Origin of the sequence: Paraburkholderia acidipaludis NBRC 101816 (assembly GCF_000684975.1) — a bacterium.
Taxonomy (GTDB): Bacteria; Pseudomonadota; Gammaproteobacteria; order Burkholderiales; family Burkholderiaceae; genus Paraburkholderia; species Paraburkholderia acidipaludis.
In genome coordinates, this window is the sequence record NZ_BAXZ01000021.1 from 19652 (window position 1) to 45420 (window position 25769).

Annotated in this window: 21 protein-coding genes; 18 read left to right on the forward strand and 3 right to left on the reverse strand. The window is 67.5% G+C overall.

Annotated elements, in window-relative coordinates; genetic code table 11:
* Window positions 1-46: 46 nt before the first annotated feature.
* Window positions 47-2386: an FdhF/YdeP family oxidoreductase gene (locus BAC01S_RS21990; RefSeq protein ID WP_027796697.1), complete on the reverse strand. Its 2340-nt coding sequence runs from the start codon at window positions 2384-2386 to the stop codon at window positions 47-49.
* Between the two features lie 183 nt (window positions 2387-2569).
* Between BAC01S_RS21990 and BAC01S_RS21995 the strand changes: the two genes are divergently transcribed.
* The 7 genes from BAC01S_RS21995 (at window position 2570) to BAC01S_RS32220 (ending at window position 10253) form a co-directional block, all read left to right on the forward strand.
* Window positions 2570-4018 carry an aminotransferase-like domain-containing protein gene (locus BAC01S_RS21995; RefSeq protein ID WP_027796698.1) on the forward strand — a complete coding sequence of 483 codons (1449 nt, stop codon included), beginning with the start codon at window positions 2570-2572 and terminating at the stop codon, window positions 4016-4018.
* A gap of 11 nt (window positions 4019-4029) precedes the next feature.
* Window positions 4030-4341, forward strand: a complete 312-nt coding sequence (locus BAC01S_RS22000; RefSeq protein ID WP_027796699.1) for a helix-turn-helix domain-containing protein — start codon at window positions 4030-4032, stop codon at window positions 4339-4341.
* Between the two features lie 105 nt (window positions 4342-4446).
* Window positions 4447-5388: a LysR family transcriptional regulator gene (locus BAC01S_RS22005; RefSeq protein ID WP_027796700.1), complete on the forward strand. Its 942-nt coding sequence runs from the start codon at window positions 4447-4449 to the stop codon at window positions 5386-5388.
* Window positions 5389-5478: 90 nt separating this feature from the next.
* Window positions 5479-5907: a MarR family winged helix-turn-helix transcriptional regulator gene (locus BAC01S_RS22010; protein ID WP_043203228.1), complete on the forward strand. Its 429-nt coding sequence runs from the start codon at window positions 5479-5481 to the stop codon at window positions 5905-5907.
* Between the two features lie 99 nt (window positions 5908-6006).
* Complete coding sequence (locus BAC01S_RS22015) at window positions 6007-7113, forward strand: HlyD family secretion protein (protein WP_027796702.1); 1107 nt, start codon at window positions 6007-6009, stop codon at window positions 7111-7113.
* 122 nt (window positions 7114-7235) lie between these two features.
* A complete protein-coding gene (locus BAC01S_RS22020; protein ID WP_043203286.1) occupies window positions 7236-8771 on the forward strand; it encodes a DHA2 family efflux MFS transporter permease subunit in 1536 nt (511 codons plus the stop codon).
* 15 nt (window positions 8772-8786) lie between these two features.
* Window positions 8787-10253, forward strand: a complete 1467-nt coding sequence (locus tag BAC01S_RS32220; protein WP_245616650.1) for an efflux transporter outer membrane subunit — start codon at window positions 8787-8789, stop codon at window positions 10251-10253.
* 42 nt (window positions 10254-10295) lie between these two features.
* On the opposite strand, the gene BAC01S_RS22030 is transcribed toward BAC01S_RS32220, so the two are convergent.
* The gene (locus BAC01S_RS22030) at window positions 10296-11216 is read right to left on the reverse strand and encodes a cupin domain-containing protein (protein ID WP_027796704.1); all 921 of its coding nucleotides are present in this window, start codon (window positions 11214-11216) and stop codon (window positions 10296-10298) included.
* Between the two features lie 154 nt (window positions 11217-11370).
* On the opposite strand from BAC01S_RS22030, the gene BAC01S_RS22035 reads away from it, so the two are divergent.
* The 8 genes from BAC01S_RS22035 (at window position 11371) to BAC01S_RS32225 (ending at window position 20468) form a co-directional block, all read left to right on the forward strand.
* Window positions 11371-11907 carry a carboxymuconolactone decarboxylase family protein gene (locus BAC01S_RS22035; RefSeq protein WP_027796705.1) on the forward strand — a complete coding sequence of 179 codons (537 nt, stop codon included), beginning with the start codon at window positions 11371-11373 and terminating at the stop codon, window positions 11905-11907.
* A gap of 158 nt (window positions 11908-12065) precedes the next feature.
* Window positions 12066-13250, forward strand: coding sequence for a thiolase family protein (locus BAC01S_RS22040; RefSeq protein WP_027796706.1), 1185 nt, complete (start codon window positions 12066-12068; stop codon window positions 13248-13250).
* Between the two features lie 44 nt (window positions 13251-13294).
* On the forward strand, window positions 13295-13729 hold the full coding sequence (locus BAC01S_RS22045) for a MarR family winged helix-turn-helix transcriptional regulator (protein WP_027796707.1): 435 nt from the start codon (window positions 13295-13297) through the stop codon (window positions 13727-13729).
* 159 nt (window positions 13730-13888) lie between these two features.
* Complete coding sequence (locus BAC01S_RS22050; protein WP_027796708.1) at window positions 13889-15235, forward strand: TAXI family TRAP transporter solute-binding subunit; 1347 nt, start codon at window positions 13889-13891, stop codon at window positions 15233-15235.
* Window positions 15236-15458: 223 nt separating this feature from the next.
* Window positions 15459-16913, forward strand: coding sequence for a DUF3300 domain-containing protein (locus BAC01S_RS22055; protein ID WP_027796709.1), 1455 nt, complete (start codon window positions 15459-15461; stop codon window positions 16911-16913).
* 20 nt (window positions 16914-16933) lie between these two features.
* Entirely contained in the window at window positions 16934-17884 is a 951-nt protein-coding gene (locus tag BAC01S_RS22060) for a DUF2950 domain-containing protein (protein WP_027796710.1), read from the forward strand.
* 144 nt (window positions 17885-18028) lie between these two features.
* Entirely contained in the window at window positions 18029-18616 is a 588-nt protein-coding gene (locus BAC01S_RS22065) for a BPSL1445 family SYLF domain-containing lipoprotein (RefSeq protein WP_027796711.1), read from the forward strand.
* Window positions 18617-18845: 229 nt separating this feature from the next.
* The gene (locus BAC01S_RS32225; RefSeq protein ID WP_043203288.1) at window positions 18846-20468 is read left to right on the forward strand and encodes a methyl-accepting chemotaxis protein; all 1623 of its coding nucleotides are present in this window, start codon (window positions 18846-18848) and stop codon (window positions 20466-20468) included.
* An 87-nt stretch (window positions 20469-20555) separates the two neighbouring features.
* Here the strand turns inward: BAC01S_RS32225 and BAC01S_RS22075 are convergent, their stop codons facing one another.
* Window positions 20556-21485: a LysR family transcriptional regulator gene (locus BAC01S_RS22075; protein ID WP_027796712.1), complete on the reverse strand. Its 930-nt coding sequence runs from the start codon at window positions 21483-21485 to the stop codon at window positions 20556-20558.
* Between the two features lie 119 nt (window positions 21486-21604).
* Between BAC01S_RS22075 and BAC01S_RS22080 the strand changes: the two genes are divergently transcribed.
* From BAC01S_RS22080 to BAC01S_RS22090, 3 genes are read left to right on the forward strand one after another with little or no spacing between them, the layout of a single operon-like run.
* Window positions 21605-23176 (forward strand): UxaA family hydrolase, encoded by a 1572-nt coding sequence (locus BAC01S_RS22080; RefSeq protein ID WP_027796713.1) that lies wholly within the window; start codon window positions 21605-21607, stop codon window positions 23174-23176.
* Between the two features lie 31 nt (window positions 23177-23207).
* A complete protein-coding gene (locus tag BAC01S_RS22085; protein WP_027796714.1) occupies window positions 23208-24137 on the forward strand; it encodes a dihydrodipicolinate synthase family protein in 930 nt (309 codons plus the stop codon).
* A gap of 1 nt (window position 24138) precedes the next feature.
* Complete coding sequence (locus BAC01S_RS22090) at window positions 24139-25731, forward strand: aldehyde dehydrogenase (NADP(+)) (RefSeq protein WP_027796715.1); 1593 nt, start codon at window positions 24139-24141, stop codon at window positions 25729-25731.
* Window positions 25732-25769 lie beyond the last annotated feature (38 nt).

Sequence of the window (25769 nt, forward strand, 5' to 3'; positions counted from 1 at the left end):
GCCGGCCTGAATCTCTTCGAACGCGCGTGAGCCGCGGCGCGCGCGTTCAGGCCGCCGCGGCCTCCGCGCGCACGCCCGGCATCGCGCCCGCTTTCGCCGGGCTCAACAGCACGGGAATCGACTTCGACGTGGGCGTGCCGGCGCCGTCCGCGACGGAAGAGAGCGGCACGAGCGGATTCGTCTCGGGGTAGTAGGCGCCGAGGCAGCCGCGCGGAATGTCGTACTCCACGAGCAGAAAGTCTTCCACGTGCCGCTCCACGCCGTCGTCCCAGACACTCGTGATGTCCACGTGCTGGCCCGGCGCGAAGCCGAGCATCGCGAGATCCTCGCGGTTCGCGAACAGCACGCGGCGCAGGCCGTACACGCCGCGATAGCGGTCGTCGAGGCCGTAGATCGTTGTGTTGTACTGATCGTGCGAGCGCGTCGTCATCAGCGTGAGAAGCCGCTCGCCGTGCAAGGCGCGCGCGCGGTGCAGGGGCGTGTCGAGCGCGACGGGATGCACGACGAACTGCGCCTTGCCGCTGGGCGTCTTCCATACGCGATCGCGCGAGGCCACGCCCAGGTGAAAGCCGCCCGGCTTCTTGAGGCGCTCGTTGTAGTTCTCGAAGCCGTCGAACACCTTCTCGATACCGTCGCGAATCTTCGCGTAGTCGCTCGCCAGATCGAGCCAGCTCACTTTGCCGCTGCCGAGCGTGGCGTGCGCCATGCGCGCGACGATGGCGATCTCCGAAAGCAGGTTCGGCGAAGCCGGACGGTTCATGCCGTAGGAGATGTGGACCATGCTCATCGAGTCCTCCACGCTCACGCCTTGCGGCACGCTGTTCTGCAGGTCGATCTCGGTGCGGCCGAGCGTGGGCAGGATCAGCGCGTCGCGGCCGTGCACCAGGTGGCTGCGGTTGAGCTTCGTGGTGATGTGCACGGTGAGATCGCAGGCCCGCATCGCTTCCCATGTGCGCGGCGTGTCGGGCGTCGCGATCGAAAAGTTGCCGCCCAGGCCGATGAACACCTTCACCTTGCCTTCGAGCATGGCGTGGATCGTTTCCACCACGTCGTAGCCGTGTTCGCGCGGTGGCTCGAAATCGTAGGCCTCGCCCAGGCGGTCGAGGAACGCCTGGGTCGGCTTTTCCTCGATGCCCACCGTGCGGTCGCCCTGCACGTTCGAATGGCCGCGCACGGGGCACAGGCCCGCGCCGCGCCGGCCGATGTTCCCGCGCATCATCATGAGGTTCGAGAGCAGCTGGATGGTCGGCACCGAATTCTTGTGCTGCGTGAGGCCCATGCCCCACGTCGAGATCACGGCGCGCCCCTTCGCGTAGATGTCCGCGAGCTTCAGCACCTCTTCGAGCGGCACGCCGGCTTCGGCGACGAGGGTGTCCCACGACTCGGCGCGCAGATCCTCGGCGAAGGCGGCGAAGCCCACGGTATGCTGCGCGATGAAGTCGATGTCGAGCACGCGTTCGCCGCCGGCCGCGAGCGCCGCGTCGTCGAGTTCGATCACGCGCTTGGCCACGCCCTTGATGAGCGCGAAATCGCCGCCGACGCGCGGCCGGATGAACACCGAACTGATCTTCACGCCGGAGGGCGAGAGCATGTCGAACGTATGCTGCGGGCTCGCAAAGCGTTCGAGGCCGCGCTCCTTGAGCGGATTGATCGAGACGATGGTGGCGCCGCGCTTTGCGCACTCGCGCAGCTCGCCCAGCATGCGCGGATGGTTGGTGGCGGGATTCTGGCCGAAGATGAGAAGCGTGTCGGCGTGCTCGAAGTCGTCGAGCGTGACCGTGCCCTTGCCGATGCCCACCGTGCCCGGCAGCCCCCGGCTCGTGGCCTCGTGGCACATGTTCGAGCAGTCGGGGAAGTTGTTCGTGCCGTACAGGCGCACGAAGAGCTGGTAGAGGAACGCCGCTTCGTTGCTCGCGCGGCCCGAGGTGTAGAACGCGGCGCGGTTCGGGTCGTCCAGTGCCTTGAGATGCTTCGCGACGAGCTTGAACGCGTCGTCCCAGCCGATGGGCACGTAGCGGTCGCGCGCGGCGTCGTAGACGAGCGGGTCGGTCAGGCGCCCATGCTGCTCCAGCTCGTAGTCGGACTGGGCCATCAGTTCGCTGACCGTGTGGGCCTCGAAGAACGCGGGCGTCACGCGCTTGCCCGTTGCTTCGGCGGCCACGGCCTTCACGCCGTTCTCGCAGAACTCGAAGGTGGACGCGTGCTCGCGGTCGGGCCACGCGCAGCCGGGGCAGTCGAAGCCGTCCGGCTGGTTCTGCTTGAGCAGCATGCGGAAGTCGCCGCCCGGCACCCTTTCCTTGACGAGGTTGATCGCAACCTGCTTCAGGGCGCCCCAGCCGGCTGCGGGGTGGTGGTACGGCTCGATGCGGGCGGAAGGCTTCTTCATGATGCGTGGTGTTCGAGGTCAGGGCGCGAAGCCCGATGAGACGAAGCCTACTGTGTTCCTGCGCGGCCGGAGGTCACAGAAAAATGGAAAGTCGAGGGATACAGTTGCGGCGATTTGTCATAGACTGCGGGGATCGCCCCCGAAACTTGCCCCACCGCCGCTCCACTGCTGCATACGCCGCCCATGACTCGCTACGAACGCCTTGCCGACGATATCGAAGCCGCGGTGCGCCGCGGCGTGTTCGGCGCGGGCGAGCGCATTCTTTCGGTGCGGCGCGCAAGCGAGCAGCACGGCGTGAGCATCAAGACGGTGCTGCACGCCTACGCCTTGCTGGAGAGCCGGGGGGTGATCGAGTCGCGGCCGCAGTCGGGCTATTTCGTGCGGGAGTCCTGGCGCGCGCATGGCACGGCGGCGCGCGACGGCGCCGCCGGGAAGCCCAAGGCGCGCCGCGCGGGCGCGCCGAAGGCGCCCGCGGCCGCCCCTGTGGACGTGAGCCGCCTCGTGCTCTCCACGCTGCGCAGCATCGGCGCGCAGGACGCCGTGCCGCTCGGCTCGCCGTATCCCGACCCGGCGCTGTACCCATGGCGCCGCATCAACCAGTATGCGAACGCCATCGCACGCCGCCATGCGAGCTGGAACCTGATCGACGACCTGCCGCCCGGCAATCCCGAACTGATCCGCCAGATCGCCCGCCGTTACGCGGAAAACGGCACGCCGGTCGACCCCGAGGAGATCGTCGTCACGGTGGGCGCGACCGAGGCCATCAATCTGAGCCTGCAGGCGGTGGCGAAGCCCGGCGACACGGTGGCCGTCGAATCGCCGACCTACTACGCGATGCTGCACGCCATCGAGCGGCTAGGTATGCGCGCGATCGAAGTGAGCACGCACCCGGAGACCGGCCTCGACCTCGACGCGCTCGAACGCGTGCTCAGGCGCCAGAAGGTGGCGGCCTGCATGGTGATGCCGAATTTCCAGAACCCGCTGGGCTTTCGCATGCCCGACGAGCGCAAGGCGCGGCTCGTGGCGCTGGCCGAGGCGCACGACATGCCGCTCATCGAAAACGACGTCTATCAAGAGCTTTATTTCGGGCCGACGCGGCCCACGCCGCTCAAGCATTTCGACGCGAGCGGAATCGTGCTGCACTGCGCCTCGTTTTCGAAAAGTCTTTCGGCCTCCTACCGCATCGGCTGGGCGATGCCGGGCCGCTATCGCGCCCAGGTCGAAAAGCTCAAGTTCCTGAATACGCTGACCACGCCTTCGGTGCCGCAGGTCGCGCTCGCCGACTATCTGCGCCACGACGGCTACGACCGCCATCTGCGCCGCCTGCGCCGCTTCTACCGGCAACAGGCGCGGCTCATGCGCGCGATGGTGCAGCGCTTCTTTCCCGCCGGCACGCGCACCTCCGACCCGCAGGGCGGCTACGTGCTGTGGGTGGAGCTGCCGGCGAGCGTGGACTCGATGCGGCTCTACCAGGCGGCGCTCGCGCGCGGCATCACGATCGGGCCGGGCTACATGTTCTCGATGCGCGACGACTTTCACCATTACATCCGGCTGAACTACAGCTATCCCTGGACGGCGCAGACCGAAGCGGCGCTGAAGACGCTCGGCGAACTGATTGCTCAGATGACCTGAGGAAAGAGACGATGAACGCAGAAAAGAATGGAGCAGGCGACGAAGACGAGGGCATCGACCCGGCGCTCGTGGCCGTGCTCGAACAGCTCTGGCGCGCCGAGCGCGAGACGCCGGGGCGCGCGTGGTCGCTCGCGAAGCTCTCGAAGCAGGCCGCCGTGCCGATGAGCGGACTGCGCAGACATTTGACGGCGCTGGTGGACAGCGGCCTCGTGGTGATGACGCTCGCGGAAGACGGCACGGGCACCGCGAGCCTTTCCGCGGACGGCCGGGCGTTTTGCGCCGAGGTGTTCGGCGAGGGCGCGCCTGGCGCAGACGAGGCCTGACACGGCCGGCCTCGGGCAAACAATTGCGGCTGGCGCTAAGCTGGCAGCCATCGGTTCCCCACCGGCTCCCATTGACAGACTGACAAAGACGGGCAACAACGTCCCATGGACTATATCGACAGCCTGCGGATCTTCCGCTCCGTGGTCGAGGCGCGCAGCTTCACGCGCGCCGCGGACATGCACGGGTTCACCACACCGGTCGTTTCGCGTGCGATTGCGCGGCTCGAAAAGCGCCTCGGCAGCCGGCTCTTTCACCGCACGACGCGCGCCGTTTCGCTCACCGAGACCGCCGAGCGTTTCTACGAAGGCTGCTGCCGCGTGCTGGACGACCTCGACGCGCTGGAGGCGGGCGCCTCCGAGCAAACGCGCGAGGCGAGCGGCGTGCTGCGGCTCGTCGCGCACACCACGGCCACGGTGAGCCGGCTCGTGCCGCTCATCGCCAGCTTCAAGCGCGCGCACCCCCAGGTCACGCTCGACGTGATCCTCACGGAGCGCCCCGTCGATCTCGTGGCGGACGGCTTCGACATCGGCCTCGTGCTGCCCTTCATGCTCAACAGCGACTCGACGGTGACGCGCCTGCTCGAACGCATTCCGCTCGCGCTCGTGGCGACGCCGGCCTACCTGGCGCTGAATTCGTCGCCCACGCATCCTTCCGAGCTCGCGCACCATACCTTTTTGACGATGCCGCCTTCGCTGCGCAAGCCGGAGCTCTCGTTCCGTCGCGGCGACGAAGAGGTGACCGTGCCGCTGCGCTACGAGGTGGCTTCGAACAACCCCGAATTCAACCGCGCGATGGCGCTGGAGGGCTTCGGCATCGGCATCCTGCCGGTGGGGCTCGTGCGCGCCGAACTGGCGGCGGGCCGGCTCGTCTCCTTGCTCGACGACTACGAGATCAGCAACGCGGCGATCGAGATCCGGCTTGCGTACAGCACGCGCACGCTGCTGCCCGCCAAGGTGCGCGCGTTCATCGACCATGCCGCTGCGTTCTACGAGGGCATGGAGCCGTCGGCGCAGGAGGTGGCGCCCATGCTTTCGAAAGCGAAATGAAGGAGTGACGCCTATTATTGCCGGCGCGTTCACAATGTGATGCCGGTCCTGGGGCTTGTACCGGGACCGGCTGGCCGCTAATCTGTGCATATGCACAGTAACCCGACACTTCGGCTTCCCGAACATGACGATTGCTTCGCCGTTCGCCAGGCCGCCCGTCATTTGTCGCAGCTCTACGAGCGGCATCTTTCGGCGGCCGGGCTCACGCCGACGCAGTTCAGCATACTCGGCGCGCTCGAACACCGGTCGAGCCTGACGATGGCGGAATTGGGCCGGGCCCTGGTGATGGAGCGCACGACGCTCGTGCGCGCGCTGCGGCCATTGTTGCGCAACGGCCTCGTGGCCGACGCCGCCGGCACACGCCGCCGTCAGCTGGCGTTGACGCCGGCAGGCCGGGAGCGCTTCGGCATTGCGGGCGAGTATTGGCGTTCGGCGCAGGACGAGTTCGAGCGCCGCTTCGGCCCGCAACGGGCGGCATGGCTGCGGCGCGAGCTGTTTCGCGTCACGCGCGCGGTCTGAGGTGGCTTCGGTCGTGCAGCAGTTGGGTTGCCGGTTCGCTTGAAATCGAATAACGGCGCTTTTTTTGTCTTGATAAGTGCATATACACAGGTGAGCGACATGTCGAGTCCTTCCACTCCCGTTACAGGTCAGGCCGCGCCGGCCCCCGGGCGCGCCCGGTCGGCCCGGCCGCCATGGATGGCGCTGGCCGTCGGCGCCGTGGTGCTGGTGCTCGCGCTGGCGGCCGGCTACTGGTTCTTCGTGCTGCGCTTCGAGCAGACGACCGACGACGCCTACGTCGGCGGCAACGTCACGGTGATGGCGCCGCGCGTGAGCGGCTTCGTGAACGACATCCTCGTGCAGGACAACCAGTACGTGCACGCGAACCAGGTGCTGATCCGCCTCGACGCGCGCGACTACGACGCGAAGCTCGCGCAGGCCAATGCCGAAGTGGACAGCGCGCACGCGGCCGTGGCCGAGCTGCAGGCGCGCCAGACGCTGCAGGAAGCGGTCATCAACCAGCATCAGGCGGAGGTGCGCGCCTCGAACGCGGAACTCACGCGCAGCGGCGAGGACGAGACGCGCTATCGCGAGCTCGTGAAGGACGACGCGGTGTCGAACCAGCTCGTCGAGCGCGCCGATGCGGACTACGCGAAGGCTCAGGCAACGGTGGCGAGCAGCGGGGCGGCGGTGCAGGCGGCGCAGCGCGAGCTGGAAGTGCTGGCCGCCCAGCTTGCCGACGCGAAGGCGCGAGTCGCCACGGCCGAAGCGAACCAGCGGCTCGCGGCGCTGAACGTCGAGTACACGACGATCCGCTCGCCGGTGGACGGCTACATCGGCAACCGCACGGCGCGCGTGGGCTTGCTCGCGAACGTGGGCGCGCCGCTCCTGACCGTGGTGCCGGCGACCGACCTTTGGGTGGATGCGAACTTCAAGGAAGACCAGTTGAAGAAGATGCGCGCGGGCGACCGCGCCGACGTCGAGCTCGACGCGGCGACCGGCACGCTGCACGGCTACGTGGAGAGCCTCGCGCCTGCCACGGGCGCGACGTTCAGCGTGCTGCCGCCCGAGAACGCCACGGGCAACTTCACGAAGATCGTGCAGCGCGTACCGGCGCGCATTCGCCTCGAGGTGCCGAAGGGCATGGAGGGCGTGCTGCGCCCGGGCCTCTCCGCGACCGTGAAAGTGCATCTGGACGACACCGTGAAGACGGCGTCGGCGCACTGAAAAGGGGGAGCGACATGAATGCCCCCCAGACCGAGGCCACGCTGGAGCGGCCCGTAGAAACACCGGTCGCCGCGCCCGCCGCCGTCGCGCCCGCGAAGCCGCTCGAACCGCATCTCCAGCCCATGGCGCAGCGCGCGTTCGCATTTGCGCTCATGTGCATCGGCTTCTTCATGGCGACGCTCGACATCCAGATCGTCGCCTCCTCGCTGCGTGACATCGGCGGCGGTCTTTCCGCGAGCCAGGACGAACTCTCCTGGGTGCAGACGGCCTATCTGATCGCCGAAATCATGGTGATTCCGATGTCGGGCTGGCTCTCGAAGGTGTTCTCCACGCGCTGGCTCTTCGTCGCTTCGGCGGTGGGCTTCACGATCACGAGCATGCTGTGCGGCCTCGCCTGGGACATCAACTCGATGATCCTCTTTCGCGGTCTGCAAGGGGCGCTGGGCGCCGCGATGATTCCCACGGTGTTCACGACCGCCTTCGTGCTCTTTCCCGGCAAGCAGCGGCTCGTGGCCTCCACGACGATCGGCGCGCTCGCCTCGCTCGCGCCCACCATCGGCCCCGTGATCGGCGGCTGGATCACCGACCAGTGGTCGTGGCACTGGCTGTTCTATCTGAACGTCGTGCCCGGCATCGCCGTGGCCCTGCTCGTGCCGCGTTACGTCCACGTGGACGAAGCCGATCTCTCGCTCATCAAGCGCGGCGACTACCTCGGCATCGCATTGATGTCGGGCTTTCTCGGCTGCCTCGAATACGTGCTCGAAGAAGGGCCGCGCAAGAACTGGTTCGGCGACCACGTGATCGTCGCGTGCGCCTGGATCTCCGCGATCTGCGGCTTTCTCTTTCTCGTGCACGCGCTGACCGCGAAAGACCCCATCGTCGACCTGCGCGCGCTGGCCGTGCGCAACTTCGGCATCGGCAGCCTGCTCTCGTTCGTGACCGGCATCGGCATCTTCGTCTCCGTGTTTCTCACGCCGCTCTTTCTGGCCGAAGTGCGCGGTTTCAGCTCGCTACAGATCGGTCTTTCGCTGCTCTCGGTGGGCGTGTTCCAGTTGCTCGCGCTCGGCGTGTATGCGTTCGCCACGCGCTACGTCAGCATGCGCGTGCTGATGGTGTTCGGCCTTGTCATGTTCGGGCTGGGCTGCTACCTCTACGTGCCGCTCACGCACGACTGGGGCTGGCAGCAGTTCCTGCTGCCGCAGGCGCTGCGCGGCATTGGCCAGCAGTTCGCCGTGCCGCCCATCGTGACGATGTCGCTCGGTTCGCTGCCGCCCTCGCGGCTCAAGTCGGCCAGCGGTCTCTTCAATCTGATGCGCAACCTGGGCGGCGCGATCGGCATTGCCGTGAGCGCGACCATGCTCAACGACCGCCTCAACTTTCACTATCTGCGGCTGAACGAAAGCGTGACGCACGGCCAGCCGCAGGTGGAGTCGCTGCTCGCGGGGCAGGCGTCGTACTGGTCGTCGGTGGCGGGCGACGCACTCGACACCGGTGCGGCGGCCCTCGCGAACCTGCATGCGCTCGTGCTGCGCGAAGCCCTCGTGCTCACGTTCTCGGACACGTTTTTCGTGCTTTCCCTGTGCTTCGTGGTCGCCATTGCGAGCGTGATCTTCTCGAAGCCGATCACGCTGGGCGGCCCGCCCCCCGACGCTCACTGAGCCATAGAGGTCAACATGGATTCCTCCTTGAACATCATGCCGCTGCGCGTCGCGCGCACGCTGGTTGCCTCGCTCGTGAGCGCCGTGCTCGCGGCGTGCGCGGTGCAGCCCGCCACGCATGCCGACCTGCCGGCCGCCGTCCGCACCACGGCGCCCGCCGCGTGGCGTATCGATACCCCGCAAGACGCGGTGGATGCGCAAACGTGGTGGGGGCAGTTCGGCGACCCGACGCTGAACCGGCTGCTCGACACGGTGCTGCACGGCAACCTGGACCTGCAGGCTGCCGCCGAACGCGTGAAGCAGGCGCAGTCGATCACGACGCAAAAGCATGCCGTGCTGCTGCCGCAACTGGACTTCACGGCACAGGGCGCCTACGAGCGCGAGAACGTGCCGCCGCCGCTCGGCTATGTGAAAGAGGCGGGCGCGGGTCTCGCGCTCTCGTGGTCGCCCGACGTGTTCGGCGGCGAGCGGCTCGACCTGCTGGCGGCCCAGGCGAACCTCGTGGGCCAGCAGCACGCGCTGGATGCGGTGCGGCTCGCGCTCGCGGCCGATACGGCCTCGGCCTATGTCGATCTGCGCTGGGCTCAGGCGGAACTGAAGATCCTTCAGGATAACGTATCGATCCGGCAGCGCGCACTGGCGCTCACGCAGGATCGGCTGAAATACGGCCTTTCCACGCAGCTCGACGTCACGCGCGCACAGACGCAGTTGAGCGAACTGCAGGCGCGCCTTCCGCGCGCCCAGGCGAGCATCGAGCATCAACTGAACCTGATCGCCGTCTATACGGGCCGCACGCCCGAATCCGTCGCGCAGCTTGCGCTCGCAACGCCCGCGCCCATTCCGGCCGCGCCGGCGAGCGCGCCGCGACTGCTGCCCTCGGAAGCGCTGCTGCGCCGTCCCGACGTGCAGGCGGCCTACGCCACCGTCGAGCAGCGCGCCGCCGAAGTGGGCGTGGCGCGCGCGGAGCGCTACCCGAAGTTCTCGCTGAACCTCTCGGACGGCGTGTTGGCCGCCTCGTACCTGGGCATGCCGACGCTCACCGACAACCTCTTCAGCGCGGTCCTGGGCGCGACGAGCCCGATCTTCAACGCGGGCCGCATCACGGCCGACATCGACCAGAGCGAGAGCCGCATGCGCGAGTCGCAACTGAATCTGCAGCAGGCCATGCTGCAGGCGCTGCGCGAAGTGGAGGACAGCCGCACGGATCTCGTGAGCACGGCGGCCCAGACGCAGCAACTGACCGACGCGGTGGCGGCCTCGGCGCAGGCGCTCAAGCTCGCGAACCAGCTCTACAAGGGCGGCGCGACCGACTTCCTCGACGTGCTGACGGCGCAGCAGACCTATCTCGCCGACGCCGACCTGCTCAACCAGGCGCAGCGCGAGCACGCGCTCGCGGCGGTGGCGCTGTATCGCTCGATGGGCGGCGGCTGGAGCCAGAGCGGCGAGGTGATCGCGAAGACGGCCGATGCGCCGCGCGGGTGATGTGCGATGCGAGGACCGCGCCGCCGGCCGACGAAGCGAACGCTATTCGCGCGCCGCGGCGCGCCACTGCGCGGGCGTCATGCCCACATGGCGCTTGAACACGCGCTGGAACGCGGCGTCGGACTGATAGCCCACCGCTTCGCCTATCTCGGCCACCGGCTGGCTGCCCTGCGCGAGCAGGCGGCCCGCGAGGGTCATGCGGATTTCGGTGAGCACGTCCGCGGCCGAGCGGCCGAAGGCCTCGTCGAAGTGCCGCGCGAAGGTGGCCCGCGACATGTGGCACAGCGCGGCGAGCCCGGGCAGCGTCCAGTCGTTGCCGGGCGTGTCGAACATCGCGTCGATGGCCGGCTGCAGGCGCGGGTTGCGCGCGAGCGCGAGCAGTCCGCGCGGCGGCGCGTCGGCTTCGCTTGCGTAGCGCAGCGTGAGCGCGAAGAGCGCGCCCGAGAGATGGTTCACGAGCGACTCGCTGCCCGCCGCCGCTTCGAGGGTCTCGTCGCGCATGAGCGCGATCAGGCGCACGAGACGCTCGGGCGCCGCGCCTTCGTCGTGCACGCTGCGCACGATGAGCCGTGCGGGCAGGTTCTCGCGCAGGAGCCGTTCCGGCACGGCGGGCAGCAGGAAGCGGCCGCACAGGATGTCGGCGGGAGCGCTCGCGCCTTCGTTGGTCTCGAAGGCGAGGCCGTTGCGCATGTGCCGCTGGGTGGCGGCCGGCGTCTCGCCGCTGCCGTCGTGCAGCGTGTGGGCGCTGCCGGTGGGAAAGAGCACGATGTCGCCGGCGCGCATCGCAACCGGCGCGCCGTGCGCGTCCTCGAGCATGGCCCGGCCGCTCAGGAGCACGTGATACGGGATCTCGCGCGCTTGCGCACCCGGGTGCTCGATGCGCCAGGGCATGCCGAAGTGGCAGCGCACGTCGAGACGTCCCGTGACGGGCATGAGCGTAAGCAGGCGGCTGAGCAGGTCCATGGCGGTAAGCACCCCGTAAGGAATGGGATGAGACGATCGGGCATGAATTCGCGTCATTGTGGCATTAAAAAGGCGGGTCTGCGCGACTAGACTGGCATCACGCCATCGCCGATGGCCGCGCAAACCCAACCACCCAGAGTTCAAGGAGTCGATCATGTCCCGTCTTACCGCCATCCAGCCCGAAGCCGCCACCGGCGCCGCCGCTGAAATCTTCGCGAAGATCCGCAAGGCTGTCGGCAAGGTGCCGAACGCCTACGCCACCATCGGCAGCCATAGCCCCGAAGCGCTCGGCGCGATCCTCGGCGTCGAAGCCGTGATTGCCGCGGGCACGCTCACGAAGCAGGAAGTCGAAGCCATCAAGCTCGCCGTGAGCGAAGTGGCGGGCTGTGATTATTGCGTGGCCGCGCACACGCTGGCCGGCAAGTTCTCCGGTCTCTCGCCGGAAGCGATGAAGCAGGTCCGCGCGGGCGAGCCCACGGGCGATGCGAAGCGCGATGCCCTGGTGCGCTATGTGCGCGTTCTCGTGACGACGCGCGGCACGGTGCCCGAAAACGAGGTGAACGCGATTCGCGAAGCCGGCTATACCGAGCGCCAGATCATCGAGATCGCGCTGGCGGTCGCTTCGATCACGTTCACGAATCTCGTGAACCGCGTGAACGACACGACGCTGGATTTCCCGGCCGTGGCGTAAGCGCTTTCGCCAACCTGCGTGCGTCGATAGCGTGACGTCGAGACATAAAGCGTGCCATGCCGGACGAAGTTTGCCTCGACGCAAGCATTTGAATGTGTGCATATGCATACATAGAATGAATCGACGCATGCAGTTTTTTGTTTGATGGAGGATCGAAGATGAGCACTCGCGAGATCGTACTGTGCGAACCGGTACGCACGGCAATTGGCGGATTCAACGGCGCGCTGAAGGGCGTGCCGGCAACGGCATTGGGCGCGGCGGTCGTGCGCGAGACGCTTGCGCGCGCGAAGCTCGATCCCTCCGAACTCGGCTCGGTCGTGTTGGGCAACGTGGTCCAGGCGGGCAACAAGATGAACCCGGCACGCCAGGCGGAGCTCGGCGGCGGCGTGCCCGTTTCGGTGCCCGCGCTCACGGTGAATCGCGTGTGCGGGTCGGGCGCGCAGGCCGTGGCGAGCGCCGCGCAGGAAGTGCTGCTGGGCTTGGCCGACGTGGCGCTGGCGGGCGGCATGGAGAACATGGACCGCGCCCCGTATCTGCTCGACGGCGGCCGCTGGGGCTATCGCATGGGCAACGCGGAGATCCACGACAGCATGCTGCGCGACGGCCTTCTCGACGCGTTCTCGGGCGAGCATTCGGGCTGGCACACCGAAGACCTCGTGACGAAGGCGCAGCTCACGCGCGAAGCGCAGGATCGCTTCGCGGCGCGCTCGCAGCAGCGCTTTGCGGCGGCGCAGGCGGCAGGGCGCTTCAGGGAAGAGATCGTCGGCGTGGAGATCAAGGGCAGGAAGGGCGTGGAAGTGTTCGATGTCGACGAAGCCCCGCGGCCCGATACGACGGTCGAGGTGCTCGCGAAGCTGCGTCCCGCGTTCCGTCCCGACGGCACGATCACGGCGGGCAATGCACCGGGCCTGAACAGCGCGGCTTCGGCCATGCTCGTGGCCGATCGCGCATACGCCGAAGCGAAGGGCATCGCGCCGATGGTGAAGCTGGCCGCCTGGGGCGTGGGGGCGGTCGAGCCGGGCCTCTTCGGCCTTGGTCCTGTGCCGGCCGTGCAGCTTGCGTTGCGGCGCGCGGGCTGGTCGCTCGCGGACGTCGAACGCTTCGAGATCAACGAAGCCTTTGCGGCGGTGCCGCTCGCGGTCGCGAAGCAGCTTGGCATTCCCGAGGACATCGTGAACGTGGAGGGCGGCGCGATCGCGCATGGCCATCCCATCGGCGCCACGGGGGCGATCCTCACCACGCGTCTTGCCTGGTCGATGCGTCGCGACGGCGTCCGTCGCGGCGTGGTGACGCTGTGCATTGGCGGCGGCCAGGGTATCGCGCTCGCGCTCGAGGCCGTATGATGGCCGTGCGCCGCGTGGTGTGGAACTGCAGGGAGTGAACGGCAATGACGAAGCGGGTGACTCGCGAAGAATGCAACTGTTTTGCGCTGCGGCAGGCCGCGCGCTTCGTCACGCAGCTTTATGAGCGGCATCTCTCGCAGGCGGGCGTCACGGCTGCGCAGTTCACGATTCTTTCGCGCCTCGCCGGCCGGCCCGATGCAACGGCCGCCGAACTCTCGGACGACCTCGTGATGGACCGCACCACGCTCGTGCGCGCGCTCAAGCCGTTGCAGCGCGACGCGCTCGTGGTGTCGGCGGCGTCGGAGCACGATACGCGCGTGCTTGTCTACCGCCTTTCGGCCAGCGGCTTGCGGCGCTACGAGAAAGCGCATGCGCTCTGGCAGGACGCTCAGGCCGAATTCGAGCGCTACGTGAAGCGCGACCGCGCGAAGGCGCTGCGCGCCGAGCTGTTTGCGCTGACGAAAGCCGCCTCGGCTTGAGCCGTCTCCGGCCCGCTTTCAATCCGTAAGCACGCCTGAAGCGTGCATAAAGCGTGCAGCCAGCATTGCGATCTGGCTCGAAAATGGCATCATGAGATCCTGGCGCCTGCCGTCAAATGAGCAGGCCACAGGAGTCTGACGCTTTGCCGCCGGGTTCTCATGAAACGACATCGACCGCCGCCGCCGCATCTCCTGCGCGAGCACACGCATTATGCGTGGCGCGATCTCGCCCTCACCTCGCTGCCCGTGGCGTTCTTCTGCGCCGTCGTGGTGGCGCTCGTGGTCTGGCTCGTCAATCCCGCGCCGCCGCGTACCATCACCATCAGCGCCGGGCCGCGTGACAGCGCCTTCATGGCGATGGCCGAGGCCTACCGCACGATCCTCGCGCGCAACGGCGTGAAGCTCAAGGTGATCGAGTCGGACGGCTCGGTGCAGAACCTCGCGCGCCTGCTCGATCCGAAGCAGCACGTCGATGTGGGCTTCGTGCAGGGCGGCGTCGTCGACGGCAAGGACGTGAGCTCGCTCATGTCGCTCGGCAGCGTGGAGTATTTGCCGATGGTCGTGTTCTACCGCGGCTCGGGGCTCACGCAACTTTCGCAGCTCGAAGGCAAGCGCATCGCCATCGGGCGCGAGGGCAGCGGCACGCGGCTCCTCTCGCTCAATCTGCTTGCCGCGAACGGCATCGAACCCGGCGGCGACACCACGCTGCTGCCGCTGGACGGCTTGCAGGCGGCAACGCAGCTCGTCTCCGGCAATGCCGATGCGGCCATGCTGAGCGGCGACTCGGCCACGCGCGGGCTGATGTTGCGCCTGCTCACGATACCGGGCATCTCGGTGATGAGCTTCGACGAGGCTTCGGCCTACACCCGGCTCTTTCCGTATCTGGAGGACATCGAACTGCCGCCGGGCGTGCTGGATCTGCGCCGGCGCGTGCCGGCCGAAACCATTCATCTCGTCGGGCCGACGGTGGAGATCGTGGCGCGCGACACGCTGCATCCGGCCGTCTCCGACCTGCTGATCGAGGCGGCGACCGAGGTGAACGGCGCACCGGGCCTGTTGCAGCGCGCCGGCGAATTCCCGAACACCGAGCTGCACGACTTCCGCATCAGCGAGGACGCCACGCGCTATTACAAGTCCGGCAAGAGCTTTCTCTACCGCACGCTGCCGTTCTGGCTGGCGAGCGTGGCGGACCGGCTGCTCGTGCTCCTGCTGCCGCTCGCGGTGCTCGTGATTCCGGCGCTGCGCACGATCCCTGCGCTGTACAGCTGGCGCGTGCGTTCGCGCATTTACCGCTACTATGGCGCCCTCATCGCCATCGAGCGCGATGCGCTCAAGCACACGAGCGAGGAGGAGCGGCGTCAACTGAAGGAGGACCTCGACGAAATCGAGCGTTCGCTGAACACGGTACGCATGCCGCTTGCCTACGCCGACGCGTTCTACGTGCTGCGCGAGCACATCGGTTTCGTGCGTGTTCATCTGAACGAGAATGAGCCGATGACGCAATGATCGATGCAAGGTGGATTGTTTCGTAGCGCGAATCGAAGTGGGCAATTGATGCATGTCATGAGATGGATCGCGGCGTCGTCGCATAGCGATTGACACCATGCGAGCAAGGCCCTAATTTCCCGGTAGCACACGCAACGTCCGCCTCAGATCGCAGTGTTTTTGCAGGTCCGATCTGTTGCCGGAAAGCCTGGATAACACCTCAAGTCACCAGGAGGACCTCAACGTGAAATCGTCCGGTGTCGGCCAGCGTCACCTCTGGCTCATCTGTGCCGCCCTCGCGGGTGCGCCGCTCTTCGTCGGCCCAACCGGCCCGACTGCCGCGCTGGCGCAGAACGCGGCCAGGCTCTCCAACCAGCAGCTCGATTCGCTCACCGCGCCCATTGCTCTGTATCCCGACGCACTGCTCGCCCAGGTGCTGATGGCCGCCACGTTTCCGCAGGACGTGCAGGCCGCGGCAGCGTGGTCGAAGGCCAATCCGAACCTGAAGGGCGACGACGCCGTGAAGGCAGTGGCTTCCCAGCCGTGGGATCCGAGCGTGCAGTCGCTCGTGGCGTTTCCGCAGGTGCTCGCCACCATGGACTCGAAGCCCGACTGGGTCCAGCAGATCGGCAACGCTTTTCTCGCGCAGCCCAACGACGTGATGGACTCGGTGCAACGCATGCGCGTGCTGGCGCAGAAGGCGGGCAACCTGAAGTCGAACGACCAGCAGAAGGTCGTCGTGCAGCCGGCCTCGAGCACCTCGACCACGCAAACGATCGTGATCGAGCCCGCCAGTCCGCAGGTTGTCTACGTGCCGACCTATAACCCCACCGTGGTGTACGGCGCGTGGCCCTATCCGGCGTATCCGCCCGTGTACATGCCGCCGCCTCCGGGGTATGCCATCGCCACGGGCTTCATGACCGGGCTCGCGTTCGGCGCGGGCGTGGCCGTGGCGAACTCGCTGTGGGGCGGTTTCAACTGGGGCGCGCATGACGTGAACATCAACGTCAACCGCTACAACAACATCAACGTCAACAACCGCATCAACACGAACAACGCCACGTCGAACTGGAACCGCAACCAGAACGTCGAGCGCCGTAACCAGAACTTCAACGGCAACAATCTGAACCAGCAGCGCAACCAGTACCGCGGCTACGACCAGTCGCGCCAGCAGGCCGCGCAGGCGTTCCAGAACCGCACCGGCCAGAGCATGGGCGGCAACGCGAACGAACGGCTGCAGGGCATCCAGAATGGCGGCAACCGGCCCGGTGCCAATGGCGCGAACGGCGGCAATGCGCTCAACAACCGCGGACAGAACGCGAATGGCGGCAACGCGATGAACAATCGCGGACAAAACGAGAACCGCGCAAACGGCAATGGCCTGAACAATCGCGGCGAGAACGCGAACCGCCAGAACGACATCAACAACCGCGCCCAGAGCGCGAACCGCGACAACGCCTTGCGCGGGGCGGGCGACGGCAGCGGCGCGCGCGCCGACACGCAGCGCGGCCAGCAAAGCCGCGACGCCTTCCAGAATCAGAATCGCGGCGGCATGGGCGGCGGCGGCCAGGCGGGCGGCGGTGCCCGGGGCGGATTCGGTGGAGGCGGTGGCGGGGGCGGCCGGCTGGGTGGCGGCGGTGGCGGGGGCGGCCGGCTGGGTGGCGGCGGTGGCGGTGAACGCCATCTGGGCCGACGTTGAATATCTACAGGAGTCTAGCGATGATCCGTATTCAAGCACGCCGCCTGCCGCAAGACGCCAGTCGCCTTCGGACGCAGCTTCCGACGATCCGCCCACTCGGGCTTGCCGTTGCGCTCGCATTGGCGTTCGGCATGGGCGCCGCGCACGCGCAGGCTGTCTATCCCACGCCCGATGCCGCAGCCGAGGCATTCGAGAGCGCGCTCGCCACGAACGACCACGAAGCGATCAAGCACGTGATGGGCGCCAACTTCGAGCAGTTCATCCCCACGCAGAACATCGGCGAAGAAGACGTCTACGACTTCCTCGGCGCATGGGCGAAGGGCCATCAGATCGTGCAGGACGACAAGCCGGTTGCGGGCAAGGCGAGTGCGCACCTCCAGGTGGGCGACAGCGGCTGGACGCTGCCCATTCCGATCGTGCAGGGCGCGCACGGCTGGAGCTTCGATCCGCGCGAGGGCGCGAGCGAAATACTCACGCGCCGCATCGGCCGCAACGAGCGCGCGGCGATGCTTACGTCGCTTGCCTATGTCGATGCTCAGAAGGAATACCAGTCGCAGATGCAGCACTACGCGCAACGCTTCGTGAGCACACCCGGCACGCACGACGGGCTCTACTGGCCGGTCGAGCCGGGCGAAGCCGAAAGCCCGCTCGGGCCGCTTGCCGCCACCATGCCGCACGACGCGAAGGTGGTGCCGAAAGAGGGCTATCACGGCTATCACTTCCGCATCCTCACGGCGCAGGGGGCGCATGCGAGCGGCGGCGCGCGCAACTATCTCGAGAACGGGCAGCTTGCCGGCGGCTTCGCGCTGATCGCGTGGCCGGCCGACTATGGCAAGACGGGGGTGATGAGCTTTATCGTCAATCAGGACGGCCAGATTTACCAGAAGAATCTCGGGCCGAACGGCGCGCGCACGGCGGCGGCAATCAAAACGTTCGACCCCGATCCGTCCTGGCAAACCACCACGCCGTGAGCGGAGCGCCAAGGGTATGAACTGTCGGCCGGCGTCGGGTCGTGACTCGCGACGCCGCGCGCACGCCGGGTTGTTCTATGCTGATTGGGCGGGTACGCGAATTGCTGTTCACGTGCCCGCCCTTTCTTTCGCGTGGAGACAACAATGCAACGACGACATTTCATCCTCACGGCAGGCGCGGCCCTTGCCTCGGGCGGTCTGGCCCTCGCGGGCTGTACCACCACGCCAGGGTCATCTCCCACCGCCGCGGACAACGCCTCGAAGCGCGCATCGATCGACTCGAGCGTGAGCGGCACGATGAGCAGGCTTTACTCCACGGTGCCGGGTTCGCACGAACTCGTCGCCAAATCGCGCGGGGTGCTCGTGTTCCCGTCGGTGCTGCAGGCGGGTTTCATCGTCGGCGGGCAGTACGGCGAAGGCGCGCTGCGCGTGGGCGAAGCCTCGGTGGGCTACTACAGCACCGTGTCGGGGTCGTTCGGACTGCAGGCCGGGGCGCAGTCGAAGGCCATCATCTTCTGCTTCATGACCCAGGATGCGCTCAACCGGTTCCGCAGTTCGGATGGTTGGTCGGTGGGCGCCGACGCTTCCGTGGCGCTCGTGAAGGTCGGGGCGAACGGTGCGGTCGACACGACCACGGCCACGGCGCCCGTCGAAGTCTTCGTGATGACCAATGCCGGCCTGATGGGCGATATCTCGCTGGCAGGCACGAAGGTCTCGCGTCTCAATATCTAGGAAGACCGAACCGGACGAGACATCGGCGTCACGTCCGGTTAATCTGGGGCCCGTTTTTCGTGCGAACGGTCCCCAGCACGGCTGCCGGTTGCGCCGGCAGTACGTCCCTTGCGCCTCGTTCGGGCGCGGATCATGGATATCCCCTATGCAGGCGTCCGGCCTATATGCCGATACGCCGAACGGGCCGCGCCTTCGGGTGAAGAGCGGCCACTACGCTATGGGTTATTCAATGCTAAAGAACCTCACTATTCGCGGGGGGCTCACCCTCGTCATCGGCGCCTTCATTGTGTTTTTGCTGATCGTGATCGGCGTGGCCTACGGCGCGCTCAAGCTCACGAACGACAGTCTCACGGAAGTGCGCACGGGCGCGCAGGCGCTGTCCGACCTGAAGACCAGCTCGGAAAAACTGCTGCAGGTGCGCCTCGAGCTTTCCGGCTATGAGACGCGCTTCAGCGTCGGCAAGTCCACCGACGGGATGCTCGACCACGCGCAGCATGTGCTCACCCAGTCGAACGAACAGTTCCGCCGCTACAGCGCGGGCCCCTTTGCCGATCCCGAGCAGGCGCAGCTAGTCGAGGCTGTCGCGAAGGCGCGCGCCGCGCTCGTGAACCAGGCGTTGGAGCCGGAGTACAAGGCGCTCGTCGACAACGACTTCAATACCTTTCGCACGATCCAGGGCGAAACCGCCGATGCCTTTTATGCCGACTATGCGAAGGCGATCGACGCCCTGGAGCAGTGGCATGTCGCGCGCGGCCAGCACGATGCCGATACGGCCGCGCAACGGTTCCGGCTTTCGCTCATCGTGTTCGGCGTGATCGGCGCAGTTGGCCTCGCGCTGGGGCTGATGGCGCGCGCGGGGCTGGCGGCGGCCGTCATCAAGCCCGTCAACCAGGCGATCCGTCATTTTCAGCGCATTGCCGCGGGCGACCTGAGCGTGGACGTGCGCGTGCGCTCGAACAACGAGATGGGGCAACTGCTGGGCGCGCTCGTGCAGATGCGCGACGGCTTGACCGGCACCGTCTCGCGCGTGCGCGGCGGCACCGAGGAAATCTCGCAGGGCGCGAACCAGATCTCGGCGGGCAATGCCGATCTGTCCGACCGCACCTCGCAGCAGGCGGCGGCGCTGGAGCAGACCGCGGCGAGCCTCGAGGAACTCTCCGGCGCGGTGCGCCAGAACACGGCGAGCGCCAAGGAGGCGAGCGGCCTGGCTCAGGGCGCGCTCGATACCGTGACGCGGGGCGCGGACGTGGTGGCGCGCGTGAACGCGACGATGAGCGAGATCTCGTCTTCGTCGCAGAAGGTCGAGGAGATCACCGGCATCATCGAAGGCATCGCGTTCCAGACCAACATCCTCGCGCTGAACGCCGCCGTCGAGGCCGCTCGCGCGGGCGAACAGGGCCGCGGCTTCGCGGTGGTCGCGAGCGAGGTGCGCAGCCTCGCGCAGCGTTCGGGCACGGCGGCCAAGGAGATCAAGGAGCTGATCTCGGCTTCCGTGGCGACGGTGGGCTCGGGCGCACGGCTCGTAGCCGAGGCGCGCAGCACGATGGACGCGGCGCGCGACGCCGTGGCGCGCGTGAACCACATCATGCGCGAGATCGAGGCGGCGACTCACGAGCAGAGCGACGGCATCGAGCAGGTCAACCGTGCGATCGCGCAGATCGACGAGGTGACGCAGCGCAACGCAGCGCTGGTGGAAGAGGTGGCGGCCTCGGCCCAGTCGCTCGAATCGCAGGCCCAGTTGCTGCGCGAGGCCGTCTCCGTGTTCAGGACGAGCGAAGCGGCGAGGCACGTCATGACGCACGAAGCGGCTGGCGCCGAAGTGCCGATGCTGGCTGCGCCGGCCCTGGCGTGAGGTCTTGACCTGACGGCCTGAAGTTGCCCCTCCCCGGCAATTCGCATTTGCGCGCCGGGGCGGTGACGCGGGCGGCGGCGCAGGCCTTTAAGCGTCCTCCGCCTGCCCCGTCAGCATCTCGATGAACCGCTCCGCCGGCGGCGAAAGCGCGCCGCCTTTGCGCGTGACGATCCCGAAGCTTTGCGACTGCGATTGCAGCGCGATCGGCAGAATCCGCAGCATGCCGTGCTGCGCGCACAGGTTCGCCACGTCCGCGGGCAACACCGAAACGAGCCCGGAGTCCTGCATCAGCAGCGTGATCGTCACGAAGGTCGAAGCGGTCGAAATCGGGTTGGTCGGCAGTGCGAATCCGGCAAGATCCATCTCGCGCTCCACCAGCGCGCGCAGCGGCATCTGCGTCGGGTAGACCACCCAGCGGTGGCCGACGAGGTCGCGCCATCCCACGTCGGCGGGCAACGGCGGGTGCGCATGGCCCACCACCACGGCAAGCGGCTCGTCGCCGATCTTGCGGTAGTGATACTTCGAAGGCTGATCGCTCACCGCGGCGCGTCCGATCACGAGGTCCAGGTGCCCTTCGTCGAGCTGCAGCAGCATCTTCGCGCTCGTGTCCTCGACGATCTCGACCGAGAGGTTGGGCTGGCTCGCGTGCAGCCGGTCGATGACCGGCACGACGATCTCGGGAATCGCCCCCATGATCGAGCCGATCGCGAGCCGGCCGCCGCGCCCGCTGCGGATCTCCGAAATGTCCTCGCAGAGCGCGTTGAGGTCGGTCGTCAACAGCCGCGCGTAGCGGATCACGCAGTGGCCGAACTGGTTCGCGATCATGCCGTTTTTCGAACGCTCGAAGAGCGGCGCGTCGAGCATCGACTCCAGCTCGTGCAGCATCTTGCTCGCGGCCGATTGCGTCATCGACATCGCGCCCGCCGCCTTGTGCAGCGATTTGTATTCGTCGAGTGCGATCAGCAGCTGCAGCTGGCGGATCCGCAGCCTCGACAACAGGGCATCCAGGGTTTTCATCTAAGTCGTAAAAGCGATCACGAGATGGAAATTTCTCAATATACAGGTGCGAAAGGCGGCCCGTATAGTCTCGGCTGGAGACGGTCTCCGGCGCCCCCGCGCCTTCCTGGAACACCACAATGGCAACACTCAGCGACGAAACGGCTCGCCTCAACCCGACTTCCCCCATCATCCGGCTGCACCGCAACGACGACGTGGTCATCGCCCGCTCCCAGCTCGTGGGCGGCACGACGCTGCCCGGCGAGGGCGTGACGGTGGCGGGCCTCGTTCCCGCCGGCCACAAGGTAGCGGTTCGCGCGATCGCGCCGGGCCAGCCCGTGCGCCGCTACGGCCAGATCATCGGCTTCGCGAGCCGCCCGATCGCAGCCGGCGAGCATGTGCATACGCACAATCTCGCGATGGGCGAGTTTCAGCGTGATTACGCCTTCTGCGAAGACGCGAAACCGACCCGTTATGCCGCGACGAGCGCGACCTTCGAGGGCATCGTGCGTCCGGATGGACGCGTCGCGACGCGCAATTACATCGGCATCCTTACGTCGGTCAATTGCTCCGCGACGGTCGCGCGCGCGATCGCGGACCACTTCCGGCGCGACATCCACCCCGAAGCGCTCGCCGCCTACCCGAACGTGGACGGCGTGGTCGCGCTCACGCACGGCGTGGGCTGCGCGGTGGATGCCGAAGGCGAAGGACTCGCGATCCTGCAGCGCACGCTGGGCGGCTACGCGATCCATCCGAACTTCGCGGCGGTGCTCGTGATCGGGCTGGGTTGCGAGACCAACCAGATCACGCGGCTCGTGGAGAAGCAGCATCTTGAGGGCATGGTCGCTTCCGGGCGCCTCAGCACGTACAACATCCAGGACGCGGGCGGCACCGTCAAGTCGATCGCACGCGGCATCGACCGCGTCGAGAGTCTGCTTGCGCAAGCGAACGAGGTGCGCCGCGAGCCGGCGCCGGTTTCGCATCTCGTGGTCGGCCTGCAGTGCGGCGGCTCGGACGGCTACTCGGGCATTTCGGCAAACCCGGCGCTCGGCGCGGCCGTCGATCTGCTGGTGGCGAACGGCGGCACGGCAATTCTCTCCGAAACGCCGGAAATCTACGGCGCCGAACATCTGCTTACGCGCCGTGCCGAGCGCCCCGAAGTGGCGGGCAAGCTCGTCGAGCGCATTCGCTGGTGGGAGGATTATTGCGCGCGCAACCATGCGGCGATGGACAACAATCCCTCGGCGGGCAACAAGGCGGGCGGTCTCACCACCGTGCTCGAAAAGTCGCTGGGCGGCATCGCGAAGGCGGGCCACACGAATCTCGTCGACGTGTACGAGTATGCGCAGCCGGTCGCGGCGAAGGGACTCGTGTTCATGGACACGCCAGGCTATGACCCGATCTCCGCGACCGGCCAGGTGGCGGGCGGCGCGAACCTGATCTGCTTCACGACGGGACGCGGCTCCGCGTATGGCTGCGCGCCGACGCCCTCGGTCAAGATCGCGACCAACGAGGCGCTGTGGCAGCGCCAGCAGGACGACATGGACCTGAACTGCGGGCCGATTCTCGCGGGCGAGAAGTCGATCGAGGAAGTGGGCGCCGAACTATTCCAGCTCATGCTCGACGTGGCGTCCGGCCAGCGTTCGCGCAGCGAGATACACGGCTATGGACAGAATGAATTCGTGCCCTGGCAGATTGGCGCGATTACCTGACGGCAGCCGGCAACCACGAACCGAATCCATCATGAAGACTACTTCCCAGACGCCCTATCTAGGCGTGTTCCCCGTCGTTCCGACCATCTTCGACGATGACGGCCGGCTCGATCTCGACGGCCAGAAGCGCTGCGTCGATTTCATGATCGACGCGGGCTCCAACGGCCTTTGCATTCTTGCGAACTTCTCCGAGCAGTTCGCGCTTTCCGACGCCGAGCGCGACACCGTCATGCATGCCGTGCTCGACCACGTGGCAGGCCGCGTGCCGGTGATCGTGACCACGACGCATTTCAGCTCGCTCGTGTGCGCGGCGCGCAGCCGCGCGGCCCAGGACGCGGGCGCGGCGATGGTCATGATCATGCCGCCGTACCACGGCGCGACCATCCGCGTGAGCGAGCGCGCGGTGTTCGACTTCTTCACGGAAGTTTCGGACGCGATCGACATTCCCGTCATGATCCAGGACGCGCCGGTGGCGGGCACGCCGCTTTCGGCCGCGTTTCTCGCGAAGATGGCGCGCGAGATCGAGCCTGTTTCGTACTTCAAGATCGAAACCGCACAGGCCGCGGCGAAGCTGCGCGAGCTGATCGAGCTGGGCGGCGACGCGGTGATCGGCCCGTGGGACGGCGAGGAGGCGATCACGCTGATGGCGGATCTCGAAGCCGGCGCAACGGGAGCGATGACGGGGGGCGGCTACCCCGACGGCATCCGCACGATCATCGACGCCTACGCGGCCGGCGACGCCGAACGCGCGGCCGAACTCTATCAGCGGTGGCTGCCGCTCATCAACTACGAGAACCGCCAATGCGGGCTCGCGGCGTGCAAGGAGCTCATGAAGGCGGGCGGCGTGATCCGCTCCGCGGCGCTGCGCCGTCCGCTCCCGCCGGTTCATCCCGCGACGCGCGAGGGCCTCTTGCGGGTCGCGCGTCGTCTCGATCCACTCGTTTTGCACTGGGGACATTGATATGTCGATTTCGACGGATTTGATCATTGGGCAGCGGGCCGTGCCCGGCACGAACGGCACGCTTCGCGGCGTCGAGGCGGCGAGCGGCGCCGCACTCGAACCGGCGTTCGGCGGCGCGACGCCGGCGGATGTCGATGCGGCCTGCGCGCTCGCATGGAGCGCGCTCGACGCGTACCGCGAGACCACGCTCGAAGCGCGCGCCGCGTTTCTGGAAGCGATAGCGCAGAACATTCTCGACCTTGGCGATGCGCTGATCGAACGCTGCATGACCGAGACGGGCCTGCCGCGCCCGCGCCTTGAAGGCGAACGCGGTCGTACCGTCGGCCAACTGCGGATGTTCGCGCAGGTGGTGCGCGCCGGTGACTGGCTCGGCGCGCGCATCGATCCGGCTCAGCCTGAACGCAAGCCGCTGCCGCGTGTCGATCTGCGTCTGTGCCATGTTGCGCTGGGGCCGGTCGCCGTGTTCGGCGCGAGCAATTTTCCGCTGGCATTTTCCGTGGCGGGCGGCGATACCGCCTCGGCGCTCGCGGCGGGCTGTCCCGTGATCGTGAAGGCGCACCCCGCGCATCCCGGCACGAGCGCGCTGGTCGGCGGCGCCGTGAAGCGGGCTGTGGCGGACTGCGGCATGCCCGAAGGCACGTTCTCGCTGCTCTTCGATGCGGGCATCGAGGTGGGGCAGGCGCTCGTGAAGGACCCGCGCATCAAGGCGGTCGGCTTCACGGGCTCGCGCCGCGCGGGCGTCGCGTTGATGGATCTTGCCGCCGCGCGGCCGGAGCCGATCCCCGTCTATGCCGAGATGAGCAGCATCAATCCGGTCCTGCTGTTCCCGGCGGCGCTGGAGGCCCGCGCCGAGTCGATCGGCACGGCGTTCGCGGCCTCGCTCACGCTCGGGGCCGGGCAGTTCTGCACGAATCCGGGGTTGATCATTGCGGTGGACGGGCCGGGACTCGGCCGCTTCGTTGCGGCCGCATCGAATGCGCTCTCCGGCACCGAGGCCGCGACGATGCTCACGCCCGGCATTCATGCCGCCTACGAGGCGGGCGTGGCGCGTCTCGCGGACCATCGCGAGGTGACGACGCTGGCGCGCGGGCTCGAGATTGCCGGCGGCAATCGAGGCCAGGCCGCGTTGTTCGCCACGAGCGCGGAGTCGTTCCGTGCCGATCCGCATCTGCAGGATGAAGTATTCGGCGCGGCGGCGCTGATCGTGCGCTGCCCGACCGCGGAGAGCATGCTCGATCTCGTGGAAAGTCTGGAAGGACAACTGACGGTCGCGCTGCACGTCGACGAAGCCGATTACGAAAGCGCGCGCGCGTTCCTGCCCGCGCTCGAACGGCGGGCAGGCCGCGTGCTGGCGAACGGTTTCGGCACCGGCGTGGAAGTCGGGCATGCGATGGTGCATGGCGGACCTTATCCGGCGACCTCGGACGGACGCACGACTTCGGTCGGGAGCCTGGCGATCGCGCGCTTTCTGCGGCCCGTGAGCTATCAGGATCTGCCCGAAGCGCTGCTGCCGCCCGCGCTGCGCACGGCCAACCCGCTGGGCCTCAACCGGCTCGTGGACGGCAAGCCGCAGCGCGCCACAGACGCCGCATAACGGCGCATACGACGCATTGCAGTACCCATGAAGGAGAC